This is a genomic window from Nonomuraea basaltis (assembly GCF_005893125.1).
In the GTDB taxonomy this organism is placed as follows: Bacteria; Actinomycetota; Actinomycetes; order Streptosporangiales; family Streptosporangiaceae; genus Nonomuraea; species Nonomuraea basaltis.
This window is the reverse complement of the sequence record NZ_VCJS01000067.1, coordinates 23,956-43,857: the sequence shown is the minus strand read 5'-3', so window position 1 is coordinate 43,857 and position 19,902 is coordinate 23,956. Positions and strand designations below refer to the sequence as shown.

20 protein-coding genes and 1 pseudogene are annotated in these 19,902 nt (G+C 67.6%); 10 read left to right on the top strand and 11 right to left on the bottom strand.

The annotated features are described in order from the left end of the window. Window positions 1-228: 228 nt before the first annotated feature. Window positions 229-855 (bottom strand): TetR/AcrR family transcriptional regulator, encoded by a 627-nt coding sequence (locus EJK15_RS29240; protein WP_171074597.1) that lies wholly within the window; start codon window positions 853-855, stop codon window positions 229-231. Window positions 856-899: 44 nt separating this feature from the next. Next, window positions 900-2,096 carry a cytochrome P450 gene (locus EJK15_RS29235; RefSeq protein WP_138713690.1) on the bottom strand — a complete coding sequence of 399 codons (1,197 nt, stop codon included), beginning with the start codon at window positions 2,094-2,096 and terminating at the stop codon, window positions 900-902. A gap of 497 nt (window positions 2,097-2,593) precedes the next feature. Here EJK15_RS29235 and EJK15_RS29230 point away from each other — a divergent pair, with 497 nt between their 5' ends. Beyond that, window positions 2,594-3,013, top strand: a complete 420-nt coding sequence (locus tag EJK15_RS29230; protein WP_138713689.1) for a group I truncated hemoglobin — start codon at window positions 2,594-2,596, stop codon at window positions 3,011-3,013. A gap of 81 nt (window positions 3,014-3,094) precedes the next feature. Here EJK15_RS29230 and EJK15_RS29225 read toward each other — a convergent pair whose 3' ends face one another. Then, window positions 3,095-3,784 carry a DUF899 domain-containing protein gene (locus tag EJK15_RS29225; RefSeq protein WP_138713688.1) on the bottom strand — a complete coding sequence of 230 codons (690 nt, stop codon included), beginning with the start codon at window positions 3,782-3,784 and terminating at the stop codon, window positions 3,095-3,097. Window positions 3,785-4,425: 641 nt separating this feature from the next. Here EJK15_RS29225 and EJK15_RS29220 point away from each other — a divergent pair. After that, window positions 4,426-4,902: an SRPBCC family protein gene (locus tag EJK15_RS29220; RefSeq protein ID WP_138713687.1), complete on the top strand. Its 477-nt coding sequence runs from the start codon at window positions 4,426-4,428 to the stop codon at window positions 4,900-4,902. A 72-nt stretch (window positions 4,903-4,974) separates the two neighbouring features. On the opposite strand, the gene EJK15_RS29215 is transcribed toward EJK15_RS29220, so the two are convergent. Together EJK15_RS29215 and EJK15_RS29210 are read right to left on the bottom strand one after the other, a co-directional pair. Next, window positions 4,975-5,232, bottom strand: a complete 258-nt coding sequence (locus tag EJK15_RS29215) for an SET domain-containing protein (protein ID WP_138713686.1) — start codon at window positions 5,230-5,232, stop codon at window positions 4,975-4,977. Between the two features lie 397 nt (window positions 5,233-5,629). Beyond that, the gene (locus EJK15_RS29210) at window positions 5,630-6,670 is read right to left on the bottom strand and encodes a LacI family DNA-binding transcriptional regulator (RefSeq protein ID WP_138713685.1); all 1,041 of its coding nucleotides are present in this window, start codon (window positions 6,668-6,670) and stop codon (window positions 5,630-5,632) included. A 212-nt stretch (window positions 6,671-6,882) separates the two neighbouring features. Here EJK15_RS29210 and EJK15_RS29205 point away from each other — a divergent pair, with 212 nt between their 5' ends. From EJK15_RS29205 to EJK15_RS29190, 4 genes are read left to right on the top strand one after another with little or no spacing between them, the layout of a single operon-like run. Further along, window positions 6,883-8,205, top strand: coding sequence for an ABC transporter substrate-binding protein (locus EJK15_RS29205; RefSeq protein ID WP_138713684.1), 1,323 nt, complete (start codon window positions 6,883-6,885; stop codon window positions 8,203-8,205). Between the two features lie 12 nt (window positions 8,206-8,217). After that, a complete protein-coding gene (locus EJK15_RS29200; RefSeq protein ID WP_138713683.1) occupies window positions 8,218-9,201 on the top strand; it encodes a carbohydrate ABC transporter permease in 984 nt (327 codons plus the stop codon). Next, window positions 9,198-10,112: a carbohydrate ABC transporter permease gene (locus tag EJK15_RS29195; RefSeq protein WP_138713682.1), complete on the top strand. Its 915-nt coding sequence runs from the start codon at window positions 9,198-9,200 to the stop codon at window positions 10,110-10,112. Before EJK15_RS29200 ends, EJK15_RS29195 begins: the two co-directional genes overlap by 4 nt. 42 nt (window positions 10,113-10,154) lie before the next feature. Next, a complete protein-coding gene (locus tag EJK15_RS29190) occupies window positions 10,155-11,882 on the top strand; it encodes a glycoside hydrolase family 13 protein (protein WP_138713681.1) in 1,728 nt (575 codons plus the stop codon). Window positions 11,883-11,930: 48 nt separating this feature from the next. Here EJK15_RS29190 and EJK15_RS70940 read toward each other — a convergent pair whose 3' ends face one another. Both EJK15_RS70940 and EJK15_RS29185 read right to left on the bottom strand, forming a co-directional pair. After that, window positions 11,931-12,101 (bottom strand): hypothetical protein, encoded by a 171-nt coding sequence (locus EJK15_RS70940; RefSeq protein ID WP_171074596.1) that lies wholly within the window; start codon window positions 12,099-12,101, stop codon window positions 11,931-11,933. A gap of 284 nt (window positions 12,102-12,385) precedes the next feature. Next, window positions 12,386-13,750 carry an ankyrin repeat domain-containing protein gene (locus EJK15_RS29185; RefSeq protein WP_138713680.1) on the bottom strand — a complete coding sequence of 455 codons (1,365 nt, stop codon included), beginning with the start codon at window positions 13,748-13,750 and terminating at the stop codon, window positions 12,386-12,388. Window positions 13,751-14,054: 304 nt separating this feature from the next. Between EJK15_RS29185 and EJK15_RS77730 the strand changes: the two are divergent. Next, window positions 14,055-14,387: pseudogene (locus tag EJK15_RS77730) on the top strand (hypothetical protein); the annotation flags it as partial. Here EJK15_RS77730 and EJK15_RS29175 read toward each other — a convergent pair. After that, window positions 14,340-15,317 carry a TetR/AcrR family transcriptional regulator C-terminal domain-containing protein gene (locus EJK15_RS29175; protein ID WP_240777280.1) on the bottom strand — a complete coding sequence of 326 codons (978 nt, stop codon included), beginning with the start codon at window positions 15,315-15,317 and terminating at the stop codon, window positions 14,340-14,342. The pseudogene EJK15_RS77730 and the gene EJK15_RS29175 sit on opposite strands and share 48 nt — an antisense overlap. A gap of 86 nt (window positions 15,318-15,403) precedes the next feature. Here EJK15_RS29175 and EJK15_RS29170 point away from each other — a divergent pair, with 86 nt between their 5' ends. From EJK15_RS29170 to EJK15_RS29160, 3 genes are read left to right on the top strand one after another with little or no spacing between them, the layout of a single operon-like run. Beyond that, entirely contained in the window at window positions 15,404-16,348 is a 945-nt protein-coding gene (locus tag EJK15_RS29170) for an ATP-binding cassette domain-containing protein (RefSeq protein ID WP_206061159.1), read from the top strand. Then, complete coding sequence (locus tag EJK15_RS29165) at window positions 16,345-17,163, top strand: ABC transporter permease (RefSeq protein ID WP_138713677.1); 819 nt, start codon at window positions 16,345-16,347, stop codon at window positions 17,161-17,163. Before EJK15_RS29170 ends, EJK15_RS29165 begins: the two co-directional genes overlap by 4 nt. Beyond that, window positions 17,160-17,711 (top strand): DUF1707 SHOCT-like domain-containing protein, encoded by a 552-nt coding sequence (locus EJK15_RS29160; protein ID WP_138713676.1) that lies wholly within the window; start codon window positions 17,160-17,162, stop codon window positions 17,709-17,711. Before EJK15_RS29165 ends, EJK15_RS29160 begins: the two co-directional genes overlap by 4 nt. Before the next feature lie 94 nt (window positions 17,712-17,805). Here EJK15_RS29160 and EJK15_RS29155 read toward each other — a convergent pair whose 3' ends face one another. The 3 genes from EJK15_RS29155 to EJK15_RS29140 form a co-directional block, all read right to left on the bottom strand. Further along, the gene (locus EJK15_RS29155) at window positions 17,806-18,270 is read right to left on the bottom strand and encodes a hypothetical protein (RefSeq protein ID WP_138713675.1); all 465 of its coding nucleotides are present in this window, start codon (window positions 18,268-18,270) and stop codon (window positions 17,806-17,808) included. A gap of 318 nt (window positions 18,271-18,588) precedes the next feature. Then, complete coding sequence (locus tag EJK15_RS29145; protein ID WP_138713674.1) at window positions 18,589-19,029, bottom strand: YybH family protein; 441 nt, start codon at window positions 19,027-19,029, stop codon at window positions 18,589-18,591. 120 nt (window positions 19,030-19,149) lie between these two features. After that, window positions 19,150-19,779: an LUD domain-containing protein gene (locus tag EJK15_RS29140; RefSeq protein ID WP_138713673.1), complete on the bottom strand. Its 630-nt coding sequence runs from the start codon at window positions 19,777-19,779 to the stop codon at window positions 19,150-19,152. Window positions 19,780-19,902 lie beyond the last annotated feature (123 nt).

Genomic DNA, 19,902 nt, shown 5'->3' with positions numbered 1-19,902 from the left:
GCCTGCGCCGGTCATCGCTGGTCGACATCGGCCTCGCCCTGGCGCAGACCGTTCCGGCAACCGGCCACGTTGCTCCCGTCCCAGTCGGCGGCCTGATCCAGCATTGAGGCCACCACCAACATCTACCTGGCCTGCTCGACCGCCGTGTGGCCACGTGATCGGCAAGACAGGCATGAGAACCACGCTGAGCACGATGTCGAGCACGCCGCTCCGGCATGGCCGGTCCCTTTACCGCCTGGGGTGGTGGCTGGTGTCCGCGTCCGGGATCAGGTGGATGTGCGAGGGGGCGGGCAAGTCGTCGGCCGATGGCCGCAGGCTGGACAGCAGCAGGGCCAGGTAGCGCCGGGGGTCGTTGTGGGCGGAGTCATCGGGGTGCGCGGTGGCCAGCACCATGACGACGATCGCGGCCAGGTCGCGGACGATCAGGTCGGTCCGCACTTGGCCGTGCCGCTGGGCCCTGGCCAGCACGGCGCCGAGCGGCCCCATGAACCGCGCGGTGATGTCGACGGTGAACGCCCCCGACTCCTTGGCCGCCTTCAGGAGCCCTTGATGGGCGGCCAGGGTGGCGACCGTGGCGGTCAGCGCCTCGGTGAGCGCTTGCCCGGCGTCGGGGGCGTCATGCGCCGCCAGCACGAGGGGTTCGACCTCTTCGGCGAAGTACGTCTGGAAGGCGGCCCGGATCACCCCGTCGCGGTCGCCGAACCGCCGGTAGATCGTGGCGCTTCCGGTCCCCGCGAGGCGGGCGATCTCCTCGAGGGAGGCCTCGGGGCCGTGCTCGCGCAGGATCGCGATCGCCGCTCTGACGATCTTGTCGGCGTTACGCAGCGCGTCGGCTCGCTGTCGCTGCTCGTGCACAGGCTGAACGCTAGCAAGCCACGCGGAGCGGAAGGAATGCAGATCTACCAGGCGACCTCGAAGGTGGTCAGGCCGTACACGAAGTGGAAGGAGCGGAACTCGGCCGGGGTGCCGGTCTCGCGCAGGCCGGGGAAGCGCTCGAACAGGGCGGGGAAGGCGATGCGCATCTCCATCCTGGCCAGCGGGGCGCCCAGGCAGTGGTGCACGCCGTGGCCCAAGGCGACGTGGCCGAGGTCGCCGCGGGTGATGTCGAGGCGATCGGGCTCGGAGATGAACGCGGGGTCGCGGTTGGCGGCAGCCAGGGCGCACATGACCAGCGCGCCGGCCGGGATGCGCGTACCTGCCAGCTCGACCTCGGTGGTGGTGAACTTGACCACGCCGGAGTGCACGATGCTGAGCCAGCGCAGCAGCTCCTCCACCGTGGCGTTGATCCGCTCGGGCTCCTTGCTGAGCAGTTCCAGCTGGTCGGGGTGGCGCAGCAGCGCCAGGGTGCCGAGCCCGAGCATGTTCGAGGTGGTCTCGTGGCCGGCCAGCAGCAGCAGGCTGGCGATGCCGGCGAGCTCGTCGGCGGACAGGTCGTCGCCGTGCTCGCGCACGAGCATGCCGAGCATGTCCTCGCCCGGCTCGGCCTGGGCACGGGTGACCAGACCCGCCATGTAGGCGCGCGACTCCATCTGCGCCGCCATCCGCTCCTCGACGGGCAGCGAAAGGTCCAGCAGCGTGCCGGTGCGCCGCTGGAAGTCGTCCCGGTCCTCGTACGGCACTCCGAGCAGCTCGCAGATCACCAGGGAGGGGATCGGCAGGGCGAAGGCCGTGACCAGGTCGACCGGCGAGCCGGTGCGCTCCATGGCGTCGAGGTGGTCGGCGACGATGTCGTGGATGCGCGGTTCCAGGCGGCGCATCCGGCGCATGGTGAATTCGGGCGTCAGCATCCGGCGCAGCCGCGTGTGCTCGGGCGGGTCGAAGCCGAGCAGGTTGCCCGCCCGCATCGCCTTGATCTGCTCGTCGGTCATCTCCGGCGCGCCCGGCGGGTGAAATTGCAGGGGCAGGGCGTTGCTGAAGCGTTGGTGGTCGCTGAGCACCTGCCGGACGTCGGCGTAGCGGGTCACGAGCCAGGCGTCCATCCCGAACGGGGTAGACGTCCGATGCACGCCTTCCCCCTCGCGCACCGACGCGAGCTCGGGGACCGGGTCGAAGGCGGTGCGCCGCATGTGCAGGGGCAATGTCACAGAATCGCTCATGTCATCTCCTGAAGAAGATGGGCCTCGGAACAGACTTGCCTTGCGCGCTACAAGTGACAGTAATCCATCACTTAGCCCGCCGCGCACTGACGCAACCGGGTGTTCACCGCGCGGCCGATGAACAGTCTCGGACTCGGCGGCGGCGTTGCAGGATGATCTGCCCTAGTGCTGAGGCCCTCGCGCTGTGCGTCTTCATGAGCCGATGTGAGGCACCCACCGATCCCTTCTTGTGCGAGGGTGCGGTTCGGTCACTCGGCCTTTACCCGCCGCGTCGCTGATGCGTCGTGCGAGCCGACCCACATGGGCATGTCGACACCGCTGGCGGTGGCCAGTTCAGCCGATGTACGTGCCGTCCCCTTGTGTGTCCTACATGGCACCGGTCAACTGTTGCCATGGCCCGTTAGGCTCGGCCGAAATCGGACAGCAAGACCAAAAAGTCCGGTGGCCGTCCAGCCCAGAGCGGACGAATCTTCATCGCGAACGCAACGGGAGGGCCCATGCAGCCTGACCAGGGTCCGTCGCTGTACGACCGGCTCGGAGGCGTCTACAACATCGCCACGGTCGTCGACGACTTGATCGACCGGGTCATGAGCGATCCGCGGCTGAACAAGAATCCCGCCGTGGAGGAGGCACACCATCGTGTCTCCCCGGCGGGCTTCAAGTTTCTCGTCACGGAGATGATCTGCGCGGCAGCGGGCGGCCCGCAACAGTACTCGGGGCGGACCATGGGGGATTCCCACCGCCACCTGGCCATCGCCGAGGACGAGTGGGAGTCCTTCATGGATGACCTGCACCAGTCGTTGGCGAAGTATCAGGTGCCGCCCGCGGAGAAGAGCGAGATCGTCGCCATCGTCGAGGGCACCAGGGACGCCATCGTCATGGTGCCTGCGCCTGGAGCGGGCCCGCCGAACCCGTAGAGAAACGCAGGAGCCGGTCTGGCCGAACTCCACATCGCGGGCATCTTCCTCTGGTCCGCTCGATGAGCCGAACGAAAGTCCCTAGGCGGTATCCGGGCCGTAGAGCGCGGCGATGTCCTTGGCGGTGGCCCACCGGCTGTAGGTGGGCGACTGTGGCCAGCCGTCGGGCGAGTCCTGCCACTCCTCCTGCCGCCCGTACGGCAGCAGGTCGATCAGCGGGAAGGTGTGGCTGAGCTGCTCGGTGCCCCGGCCGTTGGTGTGCCAGGTGCGATACACGGTGTCGCCATCGCGCAGGAACACGTTGACGGCGAAGCCTCCGCCGGCCGGTGCGCCGACGTCGGTGCCAAATGGGCTGTTCGCGGTGGAATACCAGGCCATCTTGTTCCCGACCCGCCGCTTGTAGGCGAGTGCCTCGTCGATCGGGCCCTGGGTGACGATGACGAACCGGGCATCGTAGTTGTCCAGGAACTCCAGCCGGGTGAACTGCGAGGTGAACCCCGTGCAGCCCGGGCACTGCCACTCCTTGCCCGGGAACCACATGTGGTTGTAGACGATCAGCTGCCTCCTGCCTTCGAAGACGTCCGCCAGCCGAACCGGTCCGTCCTCGCCCTCGAGGGTGTAGTCCGGCATCCTCACCATGGGCAGGCGGCGGCGCTGGGCGGCGATGGCGTCGAGCTCCCGGGTCGCGGCCTTCTCCCGGGCACGCAGTGCTTCGAGCTGACGCTGCCAGGTGCCGGCGTCGACGACGGGCGGTAGTGCATTTGTGCTCATGGTCCCTCACTGATCATGTGCGCAGTTTGCAGTGTGCAGAGGTAGACCTGGCCCGGTCGTCGAATTCATCGGTGGCCGGCCAATCCGTTCGGGAAAGCCACGGAACGAGAGCGCACACAGCCGCCCCCGAAACGCGTTCGCCGTGCACCGAGCGCATGTCAGCCGCCAGGCCGGCGCATGATCCAAACGAAACGCCCTAATACCGGTGGCTCGGCGATCTCGAGCTGCCACGGGCCGCTATGGCGGTACTGGTTCCGTCGGCCGGTCGGGTCTGGGGGAGTGCTGGCACCCTCAAAAGAGTGCGAACACGCCAACTGGAGTGCTCACTCACGTCCTGTGACTGAGCGCCCTAGCCGGCGGATGGGCGCTTCATTGGCGGAGGCGTGCGGCTGTGGCCCGCCCCTAGCAGAATACGAACTGCTCCGCAGCCGAGTCGCCGCACGCCTCGGCGCCCTCTGCGAAGTCATCGCGATCAACGGACCCAGCTACCGGCTCAAGAACCGACTCGCCGTCGTCGGAACCGAAGCCGCCGCCAGCTGACGACACCTCAGACTTACAGCTCGACATGCGGGCCCGAACCGATCAACAGAGTGCCGCACCCGCATGGCGACGCCCTTTCACGCGACAGTTAAGATCCGCGCATGTCCCGCTTTGAGGTGGCCACCTTGGTTCTCGCGCCGCCGGCGGTCGTCTTCGATGCATCCTTGTCGGTCGAGCTGCACGCCTCCTCTATGCACGGCTCGCGCGAGCAAGCAGTCGCAGGGGTCACTTCCGGACAACTCTCCCTGGGCGATCAAGTCACGTGGCGAGCACGGCACTTCGGCTTCATTTGGCACCTGACCTCGACGATCAGCGCCTACATCCGGCCCTCGTACTTCGTCGACGAACAAGTAAGCGGCCCCTTTCGGTATTGGCGCCACGCGCATACCTTCGAATCGACACACGACGGCGACAGCGGCATCGAAGCGACCCTTATGAAAGACATCGTCGACTTCGTCGCGCCCGCTGGCCCATTGGGCACCGTCGCAGAGGCTCTTGTCCTGCGGCGTTACATGACCAAGCTAATCTTGCTGCGTAACGCGCACATCAGGGAGACGACCGAAACCGCCATGCGGTGACAACCCCGTTGTCGTCGGCTCGGGATTAGCGGTGGCCGCGCAGGAAGGAGTACGCCGACACGGGGCTTTGGGTCAGCCCTCGAGGAGCGCGGCGATGGCGTCGGCGCCGCCTCGATTCAGCCAAGTGGGGAAGTCAAGCAGGTCGGGGTGGCAGTGGCGCAGGGCAGGGATGTCGGCGCGCCACAGACCGCGTTGGGCGGTGAAGGCACGCGAGACGTCCTCGTTCAGGTTCAGCTCCTCACCGGTGACCTGCTGGTAAGTGATCTGGCGCCCGAGGTGCCGGCCGATCAGGCGCACAGTGGCGTCGGGGGCGAACAGGTGGCCCAGCACCCCGTCGGGGGAGATACCGCCCAGCCCCAGCCCAGGGATGGCGTGGTCGCGGGCTTCAGCGGGGGAGCGAGCAGCCCGAACCCGGCCAACAGCGCGGCTGCCGAAAACCTTGCGTAAGTGGCGTTACGGTCGCTCGCCTGGGTTGTCGACGACCATGTCCTCCAGCTGGGTGGTCCATTTCACAGGGGTGCCGGGGCGATGATTTCGCCGTACGTCCCCAGGAAGCGGTAGCCCTTCAGGCTCAGGATGATCTCCAAGTGCCCTAGCGACCAAAGATCGCTAGGCGGTGTGAAGCGACAGAGCCCAATCATGCTCTCTCAGCGCTTGGCCGGCGGCGCGAACCCCCTGGTCTGCGAGTCGCGGTGCACGGCACTCGCCAGGCCCGGGAGCGCGCCTGCTATCGCCCCTTAGCACGTACTCGGCCGTTCGGGCGGAAGGCGGGAGCCGTGCTCTGCCGTTCGATGAGGAGTGCCGGCAGCAGCCGCTGTGCCGGTGGGGCGTCGGGAGCGGCTAGGTGGTCGATGAATGCTTCAACTGCGGCACTCGCGATCTCGGTTGCGGGCGGGGTCGCTGATGTCAGTTCGGGGTCGGTCGACTCCGGTTCGCCGTTGGAGCACAGGACGAGCGAAAGGCGTTCGGGGATCGGCCGGTCGAGGGCGCGCGCCTCGTGCATCGCGCCGAGGGTGGCCTCCCAGTTGTAGCCGATGACGGCCGTGGTCTCCGGTGCGGTGTCCAGGAGCTGCCGCAACGCTTCCCGTCCCGCGCGGACGGTGTGCTCGCTGGCCACGATGGTGCAGTCGAGGTCGAGGTCGGCGCAGGATCGCTGGACGGCATCGGCGAAGCGCACCGCCGCGCCGATCCCTCGCGTGCCGTCCTCGCGTGAGGCGTTGAGCATGCCGATCGTCCGGTGTCCCAGGCTCGCCAGGTGCTTGACCACCATCTGGGCGATCTGCCCGAAGTCGGCGTCGGCGTAGGGGAGGTCGCCGGGCTCGCTGGTCCGCCCGATGAGGCCGACGGGGATGCCGGCCTCCTTAAGGAAGCTCACCCGCTCGTCCGAGAGCGCCACCTGCATCAGCAGGAAGCCCTGGACCAGCCCCGCCCGGGCCAGCTGGCGCAGCTCGTTGAGGTCATCGGCGCCCGAGGTCCAGAGCACCACGTGGAAGCCCCGTTTGCGTGCGGCTTCGGCCGCGGCGAGGACGTATTCCAGATCCGAGCCGACGATCGTGCGCGGCTGGGACGGGAAGACGATCGCGATGATCCGGCTCTGGCCTCCGGCCAGGGCGCTGGCCATCGCGTTGGGGATGTAGCCGAGCTGCTCCATGGCGTCGAGCACCTTGCGGCGGGTCTCCGGGCGGATCGAGCGCGCCCCGGTGAGCACATGCGAGACGGTGCCGGTCGAGACGCCGGCGAGGCGGGCGACGTCAGCTCTGGTGACCATGCGTGAAGTGTCCTGAGGGTCGGGGACAGGAACGATCGATTACCACATGTTACGGAAATGTTACCGGCTGACCAGTTCAACCTTTCCGTGAATCATACCTATGTTTGACTCGCGTCAATTCCTCATCGGTGGATCGGCCCCGGCCGCCCCCGCCACCGGGGAACGCCGGGGTCGCCTACGACCCCGCGCGCCATTTCAAGGGAGTCACACAGATGCGACGGTCCAACCTGTTCACCAAGCTCACGCCGCTCACCGCGGTCGCGCTGCTGGCCACCGGCTGCCTGAACGACGGAGGCTCGACGACGACCGGTGAAGCCGGAACCGGGAACACCAGTAAGACCGTCGAGATCATGACGGGAATGACGGGGGACGGCCTGAACGCGGTGAAGGCGTCGCTGGAGCCGTACGCCAAAGAGCAGGGCATCACGATCAAGTGGTCGCCCTCGGACAACTTCAACCAGCTCATCGTCACCCGGGTGCAGGGCGGAAACCTGCCCGACATCGCGCTGTTCCCGCAGCCCGGGATCATGAGGGACCTTGCGGCCAAGAACCGGCTCGCCCCGCTCGACGACGTCCTCGACATGCCGGCGCTGAAGAGCAGCATGACGCCGGGGACGCTGGAGGCCGGCAGCAAGGACGGCAAGCTCTACGGGCTCATGATGAGCATGAACGTCAAGAGCCTGGTCTTCTACCCCAAGCAGGCCTTCGAGTCCGCCGGATACACCGCTCCGAAGTCCATCCCCGAGCTGCTCGCGCTCACCGACAAGATCCGCGCCGAGGGCAAGACCCCGTGGTGCCTGGGCATCGAGTCGGGGCCCGCCACCGGCTGGCCCGCGACCGACTGGATGGAGGAGCTGGTGCTGAAGTACGGCGGCCCCGCCAAGTACGACGACTGGGTCAACCGCAAGATCAAGTTCGATTCGCCGCTCGTCCGCCAGGCCGCCGGCACCTTCGAGAAGATCGCCTTCACCGAAGGCAACGTCTTGGGCGGGCGCAAGTCCATCTCCAGCAACAACTTCGGCACGGCCGGCAACCCGATGTTCCGCAACCCGCCCGGCTGCTTCATGTACAAGATGGGCAACTTCGTCGCCGCCAAGGGCTTCTTCCCCGACGACGTGCTGGCCGACATCGACAACCGCGTCGGCATCTTCGGCTTCCCGCCCGCCACCGCCGGCGGCGAGAACCCCGTAGAGGGCGGCGGCGACCTGGCCGGCCTGTTCAGCAAGGACAACGAGTCCGCCAAGAAGATCCTGCAGTACATGAGCAGCAAGGACTTCGGCGCGGCCGGGGCCAAGACCGGCGCGTGGCTGTCGCCCCGCAAGGACTTCGATGTCGCCAACTATCCCTCCAAGACGATCCAGGACATCGCGAAGATCGCCTACGGGTCGACCTCGCTGGCCTTCGACGGCTCGGACGCGATGCCGGGAGCCGTCGGCTCCGGCACCTTCTGGAAGGGCATGACGGGGTGGATCAGCGGCCAGCAGAGCCTCGACCAGGCGCTCAAGGGAATTGATGACAGCTGGCCGGCGAGCTAGGGGAGCGCCGCCATGCTGATCAAGACGATCAACGCCGTCCTGGCCGTTGTCGCCGGAGTGGGCGGCGCCCTGATCCTGTTCTGGGTGCTCAACCGGCTGGTGGGGCTGCTACCGGGCAAGTGGGAGGGCCGCCTGAAGCCGTACGTCTACATCGGCCCGGCCTTCCTGGCGATCAGCCTCTATCTCATCTATCCGGCGATCCAGACGATCAACTTCAGCTTCGCCAACGCCGACAGCACCGGGTACGTCGGGTTCGACAACTACATCTCGCTGCTGGGGTCGGCCGGCTTCCGCTCCACGCTGGTCAACACGCTGCTGTGGATCGTCATCGTGCCCGCGGTGACGATCGCGCTGGGGCTGGGGATCGCGGTGCTGGCCGACCGCCTGCGGCCGCGGGCCGAGAAGCTGGCAAAGACGGCCATCTTCATGCCCATGGCCATCTCGGCGGTCGGCGCCGGGACCATCTGGCGCTTCGTCTACGCGGCCAACCCGCCCGGAGAGCCGCAGATCGGCGTGCAGAACGCGATCGTCACCGGCCTCGGCTTCGACCCGATCAACTGGCTGCAGATCACCGACTTCAAGTTCAACAGCCTCGAGCTCATGGTGATGCTGCTGTGGGCACAGGTCGGCTTCTCCATGGTGCTGCTGTCGGCCGCCATCAAGGGTGTGCCGGCCGACACGCTGGAGGCGGCCAGGATCGACGGGGCGAGCGAGCGGCAGGTCTTTCTCAAGGTGATCGTCCCGCAGATCCGCGGGACCATCATCACGGTCTTCGTCACGGTGACGATCGGCGTCATGAAGCTGTTCGACATCGTCTACGTCATGACGAACGGTGACTTCGACACGAACGTCATCGGCGTGCAGTTCTTCAACGAGCTCTTCACGAACTTCGACAACGGCAAGGCGGCCGCCATCGTGGTCATGCTGATGATCGCCATCATTCCGATCATGATCTACCAGGTGCGCCACTTCCGCGCAGAGGAGGCCGGGCGATGAGCGTCACGGAACGTCTCCCGGCCCCTCCCGCGGCCGAGAAGCCCGCCGCCTCGCGCGGCGCGCTCCGCCGCCAAGGGCAGGCCACCCCGGTCGCCAAGGCCACAGTGATCTTCGTCTGCACGCTGTGGATCATCCCGACGCTGGGCCTGCTGATCACGTCATTCCGCACCAAGGACGACGCGAACATGCTCGGGTGGTGGACCATCTTCACCGACCCGGCCTCGCTGGGGCGGCTCACGACCAGCGCCTACAGCGAGGTCACCGCACAGGCGAACCTGGACCAGGCGTTCGTCAACAGCTTCGCCATCGCCCTGCCGGCGACGTTCATCCCGCTGCTCATCGCGGCGTTCGCGGCGTACGCGTTCGCGTTCATGAGCTTCCCGGGGCGTAACACGCTCTTCATCGTGATCGTCAGCCTGCTCGTCGTGCCGAACTACGTGGCCCTGGTGCCGATCCTGCAGTTGTACGGCGACTTCGGCATCACCGGGACGTTCCCGGCGGCCTGGCTCGCGCACATCGGCTTCGGCATGTCCCTGGCGATCTACATCCTGCGCAACTACATGGCCACGCTGCCCAAAGCGGTGCTCGAATCGGCCAAGATCGACGGGGCCACCCACTTCACCATGTTCTGGCGGCTCATCATGCCCATGTCGGTGCCGGCGCTCGCGTCATTCGCGATCTTCCAGTTCCTGTGGGTCTGGAACGACCTGCTCATCGCCCTCGTCTTCATCGGACCGGGCGAGAACGAGCCGATCACCGTCGCCGTCAAAGGGCTCATGGGCCAGCAGGGCCAGGGCTGGCAAATGGTCACCGCCGGCGGCTTCATCTCGATGATCGTGCCGATCCTGTTCTTCCTCGCCCTGCAGCGCTTCTTCGTCCGCGGCCTCACGGCGGGCTCCGTCAAAGGCTGACGCCCGCCGATCCCATCCCCTCCGAGAGAAAGACCCTCTTTCATGCCCACACCTCAGGCCGCCTCCGGCGCCCGCTCCCACGAGGAGCCCTGGTGGACCTCGGCAGTCGTCTACCAGATCTATGTGCGCAGCTTCGCCGACTCCGACGGCGACGGCGTCGGCGACCTGCGAGGCGTGCTGAACAAGGTGGACTACCTGAGCCATCTGGGCGTCGACATCGTGTGGCTGTCCCCGATCTACCCATCGCCGCACGACGACGGTGGTTACGACATCAGCGACTACCAGGACATCGACCCGCTCTTCGGAACGCTCGCCGACTTCGACGAGCTGGTCGCCGCGCTGCACGCGAGAGGGATCAAGGTCGTCATCGATCTCGTCGTCAACCACACCTCCGACGAGCACCCGTGGTTCACCGCCGCACGGTCGAGCACGTCCAGCCCGTTCCGCGACTGGTACTGGTGGCGTCCGGCTCGCCCTGGGACGACCCCGGGAAAGCCCGGCTCCGAGCCGAACAACTGGAGGGCGGCGTTCTCGGGCTCGGCCTGGGAGTTCGACGAGAGCACGCAGGAGTACTACCTGCACCTCTTCTCGCGTCGCCAGCCCGATCTCAACTGGGAGAACCCGCAAGTTCGCCAGGCCGTCCACCAGATGATGCGATGGTGGCTCGACCGCGGCGTCGACGGCTTCCGGATGGACGTCATCAACATGATCTCCAAGGACGTCCTGCTGCCGGACGGCCTGCCGATCCCCCAAGATGACTTCGGCGATGGCAGCCCGTTCTACCTCTGCGGCCCGCGGCTGGACGAGTTCCTCATGGAGATGCGCAAGGAGGTGCTCGCCGGCCGAGACCACGTGCTGACCGTGGGCGAAATGCCGAACGTCACGCTGGAGCAGGCGCGGGCGATCACGGACCGCCGCTCGCCGCGCGTCGACATGGTCTTCCAGTTCGAGCACGTCCAGGTGGACCAGGGCCCGGCAGGGAAGTTCGACGTGCGCACGCCGCGCCCTGCGGACCTCAAGGCGTCACTCAGCAGGTGGCAGGAGGGGCTGGCCACCACCGGATGGAACACCCTCTACCTCGGCAACCACGACCAGCCGCGGAGCGTGTCGCGGTTCGGCGGTCCTGGCGAGCTGCACGTCCCCTCGGCGAAGGCGCTGGCCACGATGCTGCACCTGCATCGAGGCACGCCCTTCATCTTCCAGGGGGACGAGATCGGCATGGCGAACTACCCCTGGCGCGACGTGAGCGAGTTCCGCGACATCGAGTCGCTCAATCACTACCGGGACAGGGTGGAGCGCGGCGAGGATCCCGAGTCAGTCATGCGGATCCTGCGGGTCATGAGCCGGGACAACGCGCGCACCCCGATGCAGTGGGACAGCTCGCCGCATGCCGGGTTCAGTACGAAGATCCCCTGGCTGAACGCACATCCCGACCACACCGAGGTGAACGTCGAGCGCCAGCTGGAGGATCCGGACTCGGTGCTCAACTACTACCGCAGACTCATCGCCCTGCGACATGAGGAGCCGGCCGTCTCCCGAGGAGACTTCACTCTGGCCCTGCCCTCACACGAGCAGATCTACGCGTTCACCCGCCGCCACGAGCGGACCGAGCTCCTGGTCGTAACGAATCTGTCCGGCGACGAGGCCGACGCCGGATCGCTGCCCGAGGCCTCCACATGGCTCGAGGCCCGGCTCCTGCTCGCCAACTATCCAGGTGAGCCCACCTCGTGGCGGCTGCGCCCCTTCGAGACCCGGGTCTACCGCCGCTGACTCCGCAAATGATCCTCTGCGGGCCCGGTAAGGGCGACCATGTCGCCCTTACCGGCCGCCGGCCTGCCGGAGCGCCTCGCCGAGCGCCTCGGTGCTGGTCACACCGACGATCAGTTCGACGTCCGGTTCTGCACCGGCCGTGGCCACCGCGCGGTGGAACTGGTGCGTGCCGAGGCGGCACCACGGGCACGCGATATCGCCGTATACCTCTACTTTCATCCTGGGTCCTAATGAGTTCTGGGAGTAAGCCATCCGGCAGACTCCGTGGTGGATGGTGGCTGTCGGCAGGATCAGGTCGGCCCAGGCCGGGGATCGGCGCTCGCGGTGGGGGTCCCGCAGCACTCGGAGGGGCATGGGACCATGCGAGGAGTTCATCCAGCATGGTGATCAGGGCGGTTTCTTGGCGTTCGCCGGGGGCACAGACGCCGGCCTTGGAGTCGGTGAAATCGAAGTCGACGTACGGGTTGATCGCGACTTGGGCAGCCCGGACCCGCAGCGGCAACTCAGCGCGATCGAGACTCGATCAGATCGTGGAGCTGCTGAGCCACGGGATCGTGTGGGCGAGCGGCGAAGGCTATGTGCAGCCAGCCGTCGGCGTCGGTTTGGAGGAGATCGTCGCGGATGGATGGGTTGGCACCGCGCTCCAGGAGCAGGCGGATCACTTGGAGACGACCGCCCGGGATTGCCCAGTGCAGGCCGGTCCGCCCGAGGTAGGGCGCGACGTCGGGATGGACGCCGCGGTCGAGGAACCAGCGCACGACCTCGATCCGGCCGTGCTGGCAGGCATGGACGAACGCTTCTCCCACGATCTCCTCCGGATCGTCGATCGGCGGCAGCCGAGACGGAAAGCCTGCGCCGGTGTCGGCGAGGTCGGGGCGCGCCGACGCCGCATCCGGCCGGAGGCTGCCGTCCGCGTCGAAACAGGCCCGCACCAGATCCAGCCGGCCGCAGGCGGCATACGTCCAGAGCGCCTGCGGGACGATTCCGCGCTCGGCGAGCAGGTCGACGACCTCCGTGTTGCCGTGGTAGATGGCGTTCTCCAGCGGGGTGATGCCCCATTTCCGGATGCCAGGGTCGGCGCCGGCGTCGAGCAGCAGGCGCACGTAGTCGACCCGGTTGAAGCCGGCAGCCCAGGTGAGCGGGAGATCCAGGTTGGTGGCCTTGCTGAGCAGGACATCGACTGCGGCGCGTGGCACGCCGAGCTCCTTCTCGAGCCGGACACCGGGGATCGTCTCGGGGCCCGCGAGCATGTGCAGCAGGGTATCGGCCTGCTCGGCGGTCAGACCGGCCAGGCGATCGGTGTCGCCGGCCAGCAGGGCTTCGGCCTCGCGGTGCAGCTGCCGCCGCTTCTCCCGACGTTCGCCGAGATCGCGCCGGGATTTCTCGGTGAACGACACGAGCTCCTGCCAGGTCGGGAAGCCGAGCTCCCGCGCGATGATCAGCCGCGCGTCGCGAGGCTCGGCGGTGGCGGCGGAGGCCGCGGTGGCGTGCCGGGGTACGTAGGCCCGCAACCGTTGCAGCGCGCCGGGATCGTCGCGGCGCAACTCGACGAGGAGGGCGTCGGCCATCGAGGCGTAGATGCCCGGCCTGATTCCCATGAGGCGGGAGACCGGCCGTTCTTCGGTGGTGCTGCGGCTTTCGACGTGGGCGCGAAACTCGGCCCAGGTCCGGAATCCGTGTTCCTGAGCGAGCACGAACTGGGCGTCGCTGAGCAGGAACCGCTCGGCGGCTCGATCGCTCAGCACGTCGGCAACCCGGGCTTCGGCTGCCGCATCGCCCGCCGCGTACGCGTGATGAAGGTGCTTGGCCTGCTTGCGGTAGTACTCCAGGTTCGGATGAGCCGGCAGCTCGAAATGACGATCGGACATCGCAACCTCCTTCGTCGCCGAGGTCCGCTTGCCCGGCCGGAAAGAGGTTGGTCTTGTCCAGTGCGCTGACGTGCTGCTCGAGGTGGGAAACTCCCTGCCCGCGGACTGGCAGCGCCCTCGCACGCTCCTTTCAGAGTAGTAATCGGCTCTGCGTGGAGGCAACCGTTAGGAAGCGTCGAAGAGTTTTCCGGGGGTTCAGGTCTGTCACCACCTACGTACACGCTCTCCGAGTGAGCCAGAGCACCGTTCCGGTCCGGGCGCTCATCGACCTGTTCACCGGCTCTGGCCTTCCACGCTCGGCACCCGCATGATCAACGAGGGCGTCGCCCGGCATGTCGTCCAGCGTCTTTACGGCCACGAGAGCTCCGAAATGACGACCGTCTACGCCCGGGCTCACCGACAAGACCCTGCGCCAGGCGTTCGACGAGTGGAGCAGCGAACGCGTCAACATCCACGGCCACGTCGTCCTGCACGATCCCGGCGACGAGGCCGCCTGGCTCAAGGAACGTCTCGCCCGCGCCAAGCAGACGCCGCCCAACGGCTATCGGGGTGCTGCTCGGCCTGGCCCGGCATGCCCGCGATCGGTGGATCAAGCCCTTCTTCGAGTGCGGTAAGCGCTTTGTTGGCATGCCCGTGAGCAGTATTGGCGGGGCCGGCCGGTGACGGTTTTGGGGATGGCATTGCCGCACACAGGGCAGCGGGGGGCCGAGGTGAGATCGCCCGTCGTTTCGTCACGGTCGAAAGTCTTGCTGGCCGCCATGGCGGGGGTTTCGTCACAAGGGACGTTGGGCCGGTCGGGCTGCGCGATCGGGGCGCGGTTGCGCCGGATGACCTCTGCCGGAGGCTCGGCCGCCCGCGGGAGGGCCGCGGCGATGCAGTCGAGGACGCGCTCCAGCCCGTGCCGGAACTGGTCGTCGCGGCTCAGGTGCGGCTGGCGCGCCTCCATCACGATCTTGGTGAAGATCGGGTACTCCCCGCTCTTCACCAGCCGGTCGACGTACGGGTAGCTCCGCGCCATCCACTCCGACTCGCTGAGCCCGCTGCGGCGGACTTCCTCGGCCGAGCTGTTCTCCTCGCGGACGGTGCCCTCGACGTAGCTGTTCAGCATGGCCATGAGGCCGAGGTTCTCGTCGATGGAGACGAAGGCGTCGAGCACTCCCATCAGCCGTTCGATCAAGAGCAGCTGGTTGGGGCCGAGGCTGGGGAGTGACCGCTGCACGGTGGCGATCCACGGGTGCCTCAGCCACATGGCCCGCAGCCCGTCGGCGTAGCGGGTCAGGTCGGCGCGCCAGTCGCCCGAGGGCATGCCCGTGACGTCGATCTCGCCCATCAGCCGGTCGGCCATGAGCTCGACCAGGTTGTCGCGGCTCGGGACGTACCGGTAGAGGGACATCGCGCCGGCGCCGATCTCGGCGGCGATCCGCCGCATGGTGGCGGCCTCCAGCCCTTCGGCGTCGGCGATCCGGACGGCCGCTTCGGTGATCTGCGCGCGGCTGTAGGCCGGCTTCGGCCCGCGGGCGGGGCGCTCGGGTCGCATCCAGATGTTCACGTACTCGGCGTCGGTCACCGTTCCACCCTCCTGGTTGCGTACATAGTACCCAGTCCCTTAGTCTGGCCGCCATGACCGCGTACAAGGTACCCAGTGGAGGTTTCATGGCGGATCCGATCGTGGTCGCCGAAGGGCTGCACAAGTCCTTCGGCGGCACCCATGCGCTGCGGGGGCTGGACCTGAGCGTTCCGAGAGGAACGGTCTGCGGCGTGCTGGGGCCCAACGGCGCGGGGAAGACGACCGCGGTGCGCATCCTGGCGACCTTGTCCGATCCCGATGCCGGGCACGCCCGCATCGCCGGATACGACGTCGTCCGCGAGGCCGGCAAGGTGCGCGCCAGGATCGGGCTCGCGGGCCAGCACGCCGCCGTGGACGAGAAGCTCACCGGCCGTGGCAACCTGCGCATGTTCGGGCGCCTCTCCCACCTGTCCCGGCGCCAGGCGCACCGGCGGGCCGACGAGCTGCTCGACCGCTTCGGCCTGATGGACGCCGCCGACCGGCCGGTCGCCGGCTACTCCGGCGGCATGCGCCGCCGACTCGACCTGATCACCTGCCTCATCCTGCGCCCCGACGTGCTCTTCCTGGACGAGCCCACCACCGGCCTGGACCCGCGCAGCCGCGGCGAGATCTGGGACAGCATCCGCGAGCTGGTGGCCGACGGCACCACGGTGCTGCTCACCACGCAGTATCTGGACGAGGCCGACCACCTGGCCGACGACATCGCCGTCATCGACCACGGGCAGGTGATCGCCACCGGCACCCCCGACGAGCTGAAGGCCACGATCGGGGACCGCCTCGACGTCACCCTCGAAGACCCCGCCGCGATGCCTGAGGCGGAGACCGTGCTGAACGCCGTGGCCGGGACCGACCCCACGGTGACGGGCGCCGACCGGCTCAGCATCGCCCTGCCCGGCGGCGGCTTCCGGCTCGCCGACATCGTGCGCGAGCTCGACCGCGCCGGAGTCGCCGCTGCCGACGTGAGCCTGCGCCGCCCCACTCTCGACGAGGTGTTCCTGCGCCTCACCGACCGCAAGGAGCCCGTCCGATGACCGCCCTCACCTCGCCACTGGGTCGCCTGCGCTGGACGCTCACCGACGGACTGACCCTGGTCGGCCGCGAGCTGGGACGGCTGCGGCAAGAGCCCGGGCAGATTGTCGCCGCGCTGGTCTTCCCGGTCATCATGGTGGTGCTGTTCGGGTACGTCTTCGGCAGTGCGATCACCGTGCCGGGCGGCGGCGATTACCGCGAGTACCTCATGCCCGGCCTGTTCGCGATGGTGACCTTCTCCGCGTGGTTGGGGGTCATGACGCGGATGGCCACCGACGCCTCCCGCGGTGTGATGGACCGGTTCCGCTCCATGCCGATGGCGCGCTTGGCGGTGCCGTTCGGGCAGACCGGCGCCGACCTGCTGACCGGCCTGCTGATGCTGGCCATCATGGTGGGCGCGGGCCTGCTGGTGGGCTGGCAGCCGCACCGCGGCCTGATCCCCACGGCCCAGGCGTTCCTGCTGATGATCGTGCTGCGGTACGCGCTGAGCTGGGTGGGCGTCTATGTGGGCCTGGCGGTGAAGAATGACCAGGTCGCCGACGCGATGGTGCCGCTGGGCCTGCCGTTCACGATGCTGTCGAACGCGTTCGTCCCGACCGGCGGCATGCCGGGCTGGCTGCGCTTCCTGGCCGACTGGAACCCGGTGAGCGCGCTCACCGCCGCCTCACGGGAGCTGTTCGGCAACCCGGGCGCCCCGTCCGGAGACGTGGCCTGGCCGCTCGCGCATCCGGTGACCGCCGTCCTGCTCTGGTCGGCCGCGCTGCTGGTGATCTTCGTCCCGCTGTCGCTCCGCGCCTACATGCGCAGGGGGCGGTGAACGCCCAGGCCAGTGGGCCTGACAACCCGCCGCCACTGGTCAGCGAACGCGACCGCGACACGGCCGTGATGCGCCTGCAGGAGGCATACGCCGAAGGGCACCTCTCCCACGAGGCGCTGGACCAACGCCTCCACCAGGTGCTCACCGCCAAGACGCACAGCGACCTCATGCAGGCTCTGGCCTCCCTTCCGGTCGAGAACGCGGCCACCACGTCCACGATCGCCGCCGCCAGCGGACGGATCCGGCGACGCGGCGCATGGCGGGTACCGCGGATCCTCAAGATCGAATCCGCACTCGGACGGGTGCGCCTAGACCTGTCCCGGGCGGTCATCGAGCACCCGGTCATCGACATCGAGGTGCAACTCGGCACCGGCAGGGCCAGCATCACGGTGCCTCGTGACGCCATCATCGACATCGAGCATCTGCACACCGGATGGAAGGGCACGCTCTACAAGCCCCGGCGGCGCCCCCACCCCGGCGGGCCGACGATCCGCATCTCCGGGACCATGGGAATGGGACGCCTGAGGATCCGCCACGCGTGGCGTTGAGGCCCCAGCGGCGAACTTTTTCACGCGGCTCATGGACCTTTCGACGGCCCACTGACGCGACGGTCGCGGGCAGCCTACTTGCCTGGGCTCGCAGTCAGACGGTCTCACCCAACTGTTCGGCCAGCCGCTCCAGTCCACTCTTGATGAGCTGCCCATACTCGTCGTCGGCAAGTGCGCCGATCCCGGCCCGCGCCTGCTGGAGGTGCTCACGGGCGCGGCCGAGATCGCCCAGCTTGCGATAGCACTCACTCAAGTTCAGGTGCAACGACGGATACAAGCCGGCCACCGAAAGCGGCACCCCGGCTTGGGCCACCCGCTCATCAGTGATCAGGCCGACGGCGGCAAGCGCTCGCAGATCCCACATCAGCTCCTGGTGCACGTCGTCCTGCACATCGGCCATCGAGTGGGCAAGGACGCAAACATGCAGCGGGTCGCCTTGCTCGCCGCCGATGTCGTCCCAGATCTGCGCGAACAACTCGCGAGCGGCTTCACGCTGACCTTGGTGGTGATGCAACTCCACCCCCTGGCCGATCCGGGCCATCGTTGGGTCGGCGGTCATGAGCGGCTCCTTCACCGTCGCAGGCGATCGCGGTCAGCCTACTCGCCTGACGTGGCTTAACGACCTTCAACCGGCTGACCAGCAGGTTCGCTGGACAACCCCAGATAACGAGGCCGCCCCGCGCGGAGGCGGAACGGCCGGCTCCGGCTGCGCCGGACAACGCGATGAAATATCCACCGGACCGCCGGCCGGCAGCCCGCTCGATGATGACCGGCGTCCAGCCGATCTGCCGAAGCACCGCCACGCCCCCGGCCTGCGAAACCAGGTCAGTGGTTCAACGGGCAGCACCGCCCGCACGTCCCGAACTTCTGCGACTCGTCAGGGCTCGAGGTCGGTCACTCCTTTGCCGCTCAGAATATCGAGCGGCACAGAAACCTGATCGTGTGCGATCAACCAATTGCCGTCGATCTTCCGGAAGCAGAAAGTGCCCCGAACCCACATACCGCTCGTCGCCGTCCCGTTCTTCAGCGTGCCGCTGAGCCGGCCGAAGCAGTGCCCGAATGCCACATCATCGCCCACGGTGAGTGTCAGGTCGCGAACCTCATAAGTCATATTCTGGAAGAACGTGAACGCGTTCGCCCAGTTCTTCAATTTCGCCTCTATCCCTACATGCTGCAGCGGTGGCTCGACGTCGAAGGACACGACGTCCGTTGCGTAAAGCTTCTTCAGGCCCTCGAGATCCTTGGCCCGGATTCCTTCGACTATGTTGCCGACGTGCTGCCGAATCTTGGCTTCGTCTACCTCGCGTTGCGTAGGCATCTACCCATCCCTTCCATTCGGTGTGGCATCTTGGCTTCTCGCTAGTACGACGACACAGCACCCCGGAATGTCAGGCCCGCGGCGTACTAACTTGAGAATCGCTCGAAGTCATTGCATGGTTCAGAATCCGATGGCTTCGCGGAGCAGCAGGACGGTGCCGCGCCCGGGGTGGGGTTCTGCGTTGAGGATGAGAAGGCGGTTGATGGCGCTGGGCCACCCGTAGGCCACCTGAGTGCGTGCGCTTTCCAGCGGGAGGCAGTGGTCTTCGATGCGGCGCAGCGCGGTGCTCAGGTCGGGTACCACCTTCTGCGCCCCGACGATCCAGATCGCGCGGGCGGCGCCGCCGGCGTAGCTGGGTAGTTGGCTTCCGCTGCCCGAGGCGGCCACGAGGGAGCCGGTTTCGGTGAGCGCCGCGACGCTGCCCACGACGACGTCGGGGCTGGCGAGCAGCAGCCGGATGTCGTCGGCGCCGGTGGCGCGGTCCATGGCCAGGACACGTGGCTTGATGGCCTGGTACCGCCCGCTGGCGTTGATGTCCTCATCGATGCCAGACAGGCGGAGGGTCTCGCTGGCCCCGGTGAACACGCTGGCGCCCTCTGGTATCAGATCCTTGATGCGGGTACGCGCGGCGGCGGCGTCGTCGAGGATTTCCACGGTGAAACCATGTGCGGTCAGCGCAGTGGCCGCCCGCTCCAGTCGCCGCGCGGGTGCCGGGTCGGCGAACGTTGTTGCCGGCATCGGGGTGGTCATGGTGACTCCTGGGCTGGTCGTTTAGATGATGTATTCGTCTCAGCAGTACGACAACGCGGCCCTCCGGAATGTGAGGCGACACGTCGGCCTCACATTCCGGTGCGCTGTCTTGTCGAACTGGTG

Coding starts and splice junctions, on each gene's coding strand:
- EJK15_RS70940 (WP_171074596.1), bottom strand. CDS start 12,101: ATGAAAGTAGAGGTATACGGCGATATCGCGTGCCCGTGGTGCCGCCTC.
- EJK15_RS29220 (WP_138713687.1), top strand. CDS start 4,426: ATGTCCCGCTTTGAGGTGGCCACCTTGGTTCTCGCGCCGCCGGCGGTC.
- EJK15_RS29145 (WP_138713674.1), bottom strand. CDS start 19,029: ATGCCTACGCAACGCGAGGTAGACGAAGCCAAGATTCGGCAGCACGTC.
- EJK15_RS29140 (WP_138713673.1), bottom strand. CDS start 19,779: ATGACCACCCCGATGCCGGCAACAACGTTCGCCGACCCGGCACCCGCG.
- EJK15_RS29205 (WP_138713684.1), top strand. CDS start 6,883: ATGCGACGGTCCAACCTGTTCACCAAGCTCACGCCGCTCACCGCGGTC.
- EJK15_RS29200 (WP_138713683.1), top strand. CDS start 8,218: ATGCTGATCAAGACGATCAACGCCGTCCTGGCCGTTGTCGCCGGAGTG.
- EJK15_RS29165 (WP_138713677.1), top strand. CDS start 16,345: ATGACCGCCCTCACCTCGCCACTGGGTCGCCTGCGCTGGACGCTCACC.
- EJK15_RS29185 (WP_138713680.1), bottom strand. CDS start 13,750: ATGTCCGATCGTCATTTCGAGCTGCCGGCTCATCCGAACCTGGAGTAC.
- EJK15_RS29170 (WP_206061159.1), top strand. CDS start 15,404: ATGGCGGATCCGATCGTGGTCGCCGAAGGGCTGCACAAGTCCTTCGGC.
- EJK15_RS29230 (WP_138713689.1), top strand. CDS start 2,594: ATGCAGCCTGACCAGGGTCCGTCGCTGTACGACCGGCTCGGAGGCGTC.
- EJK15_RS29210 (WP_138713685.1), bottom strand. CDS start 6,670: ATGGTCACCAGAGCTGACGTCGCCCGCCTCGCCGGCGTCTCGACCGGC.
- EJK15_RS29155 (WP_138713675.1), bottom strand. CDS start 18,270: ATGACCGCCGACCCAACGATGGCCCGGATCGGCCAGGGGGTGGAGTTG.
- EJK15_RS29190 (WP_138713681.1), top strand. CDS start 10,155: ATGCCCACACCTCAGGCCGCCTCCGGCGCCCGCTCCCACGAGGAGCCC.
- EJK15_RS29235 (WP_138713690.1), bottom strand. CDS start 2,096: ATGAGCGATTCTGTGACATTGCCCCTGCACATGCGGCGCACCGCCTTC.
- EJK15_RS29225 (WP_138713688.1), bottom strand. CDS start 3,784: ATGAGCACAAATGCACTACCGCCCGTCGTCGACGCCGGCACCTGGCAG.
- EJK15_RS29195 (WP_138713682.1), top strand. CDS start 9,198: ATGAGCGTCACGGAACGTCTCCCGGCCCCTCCCGCGGCCGAGAAGCCC.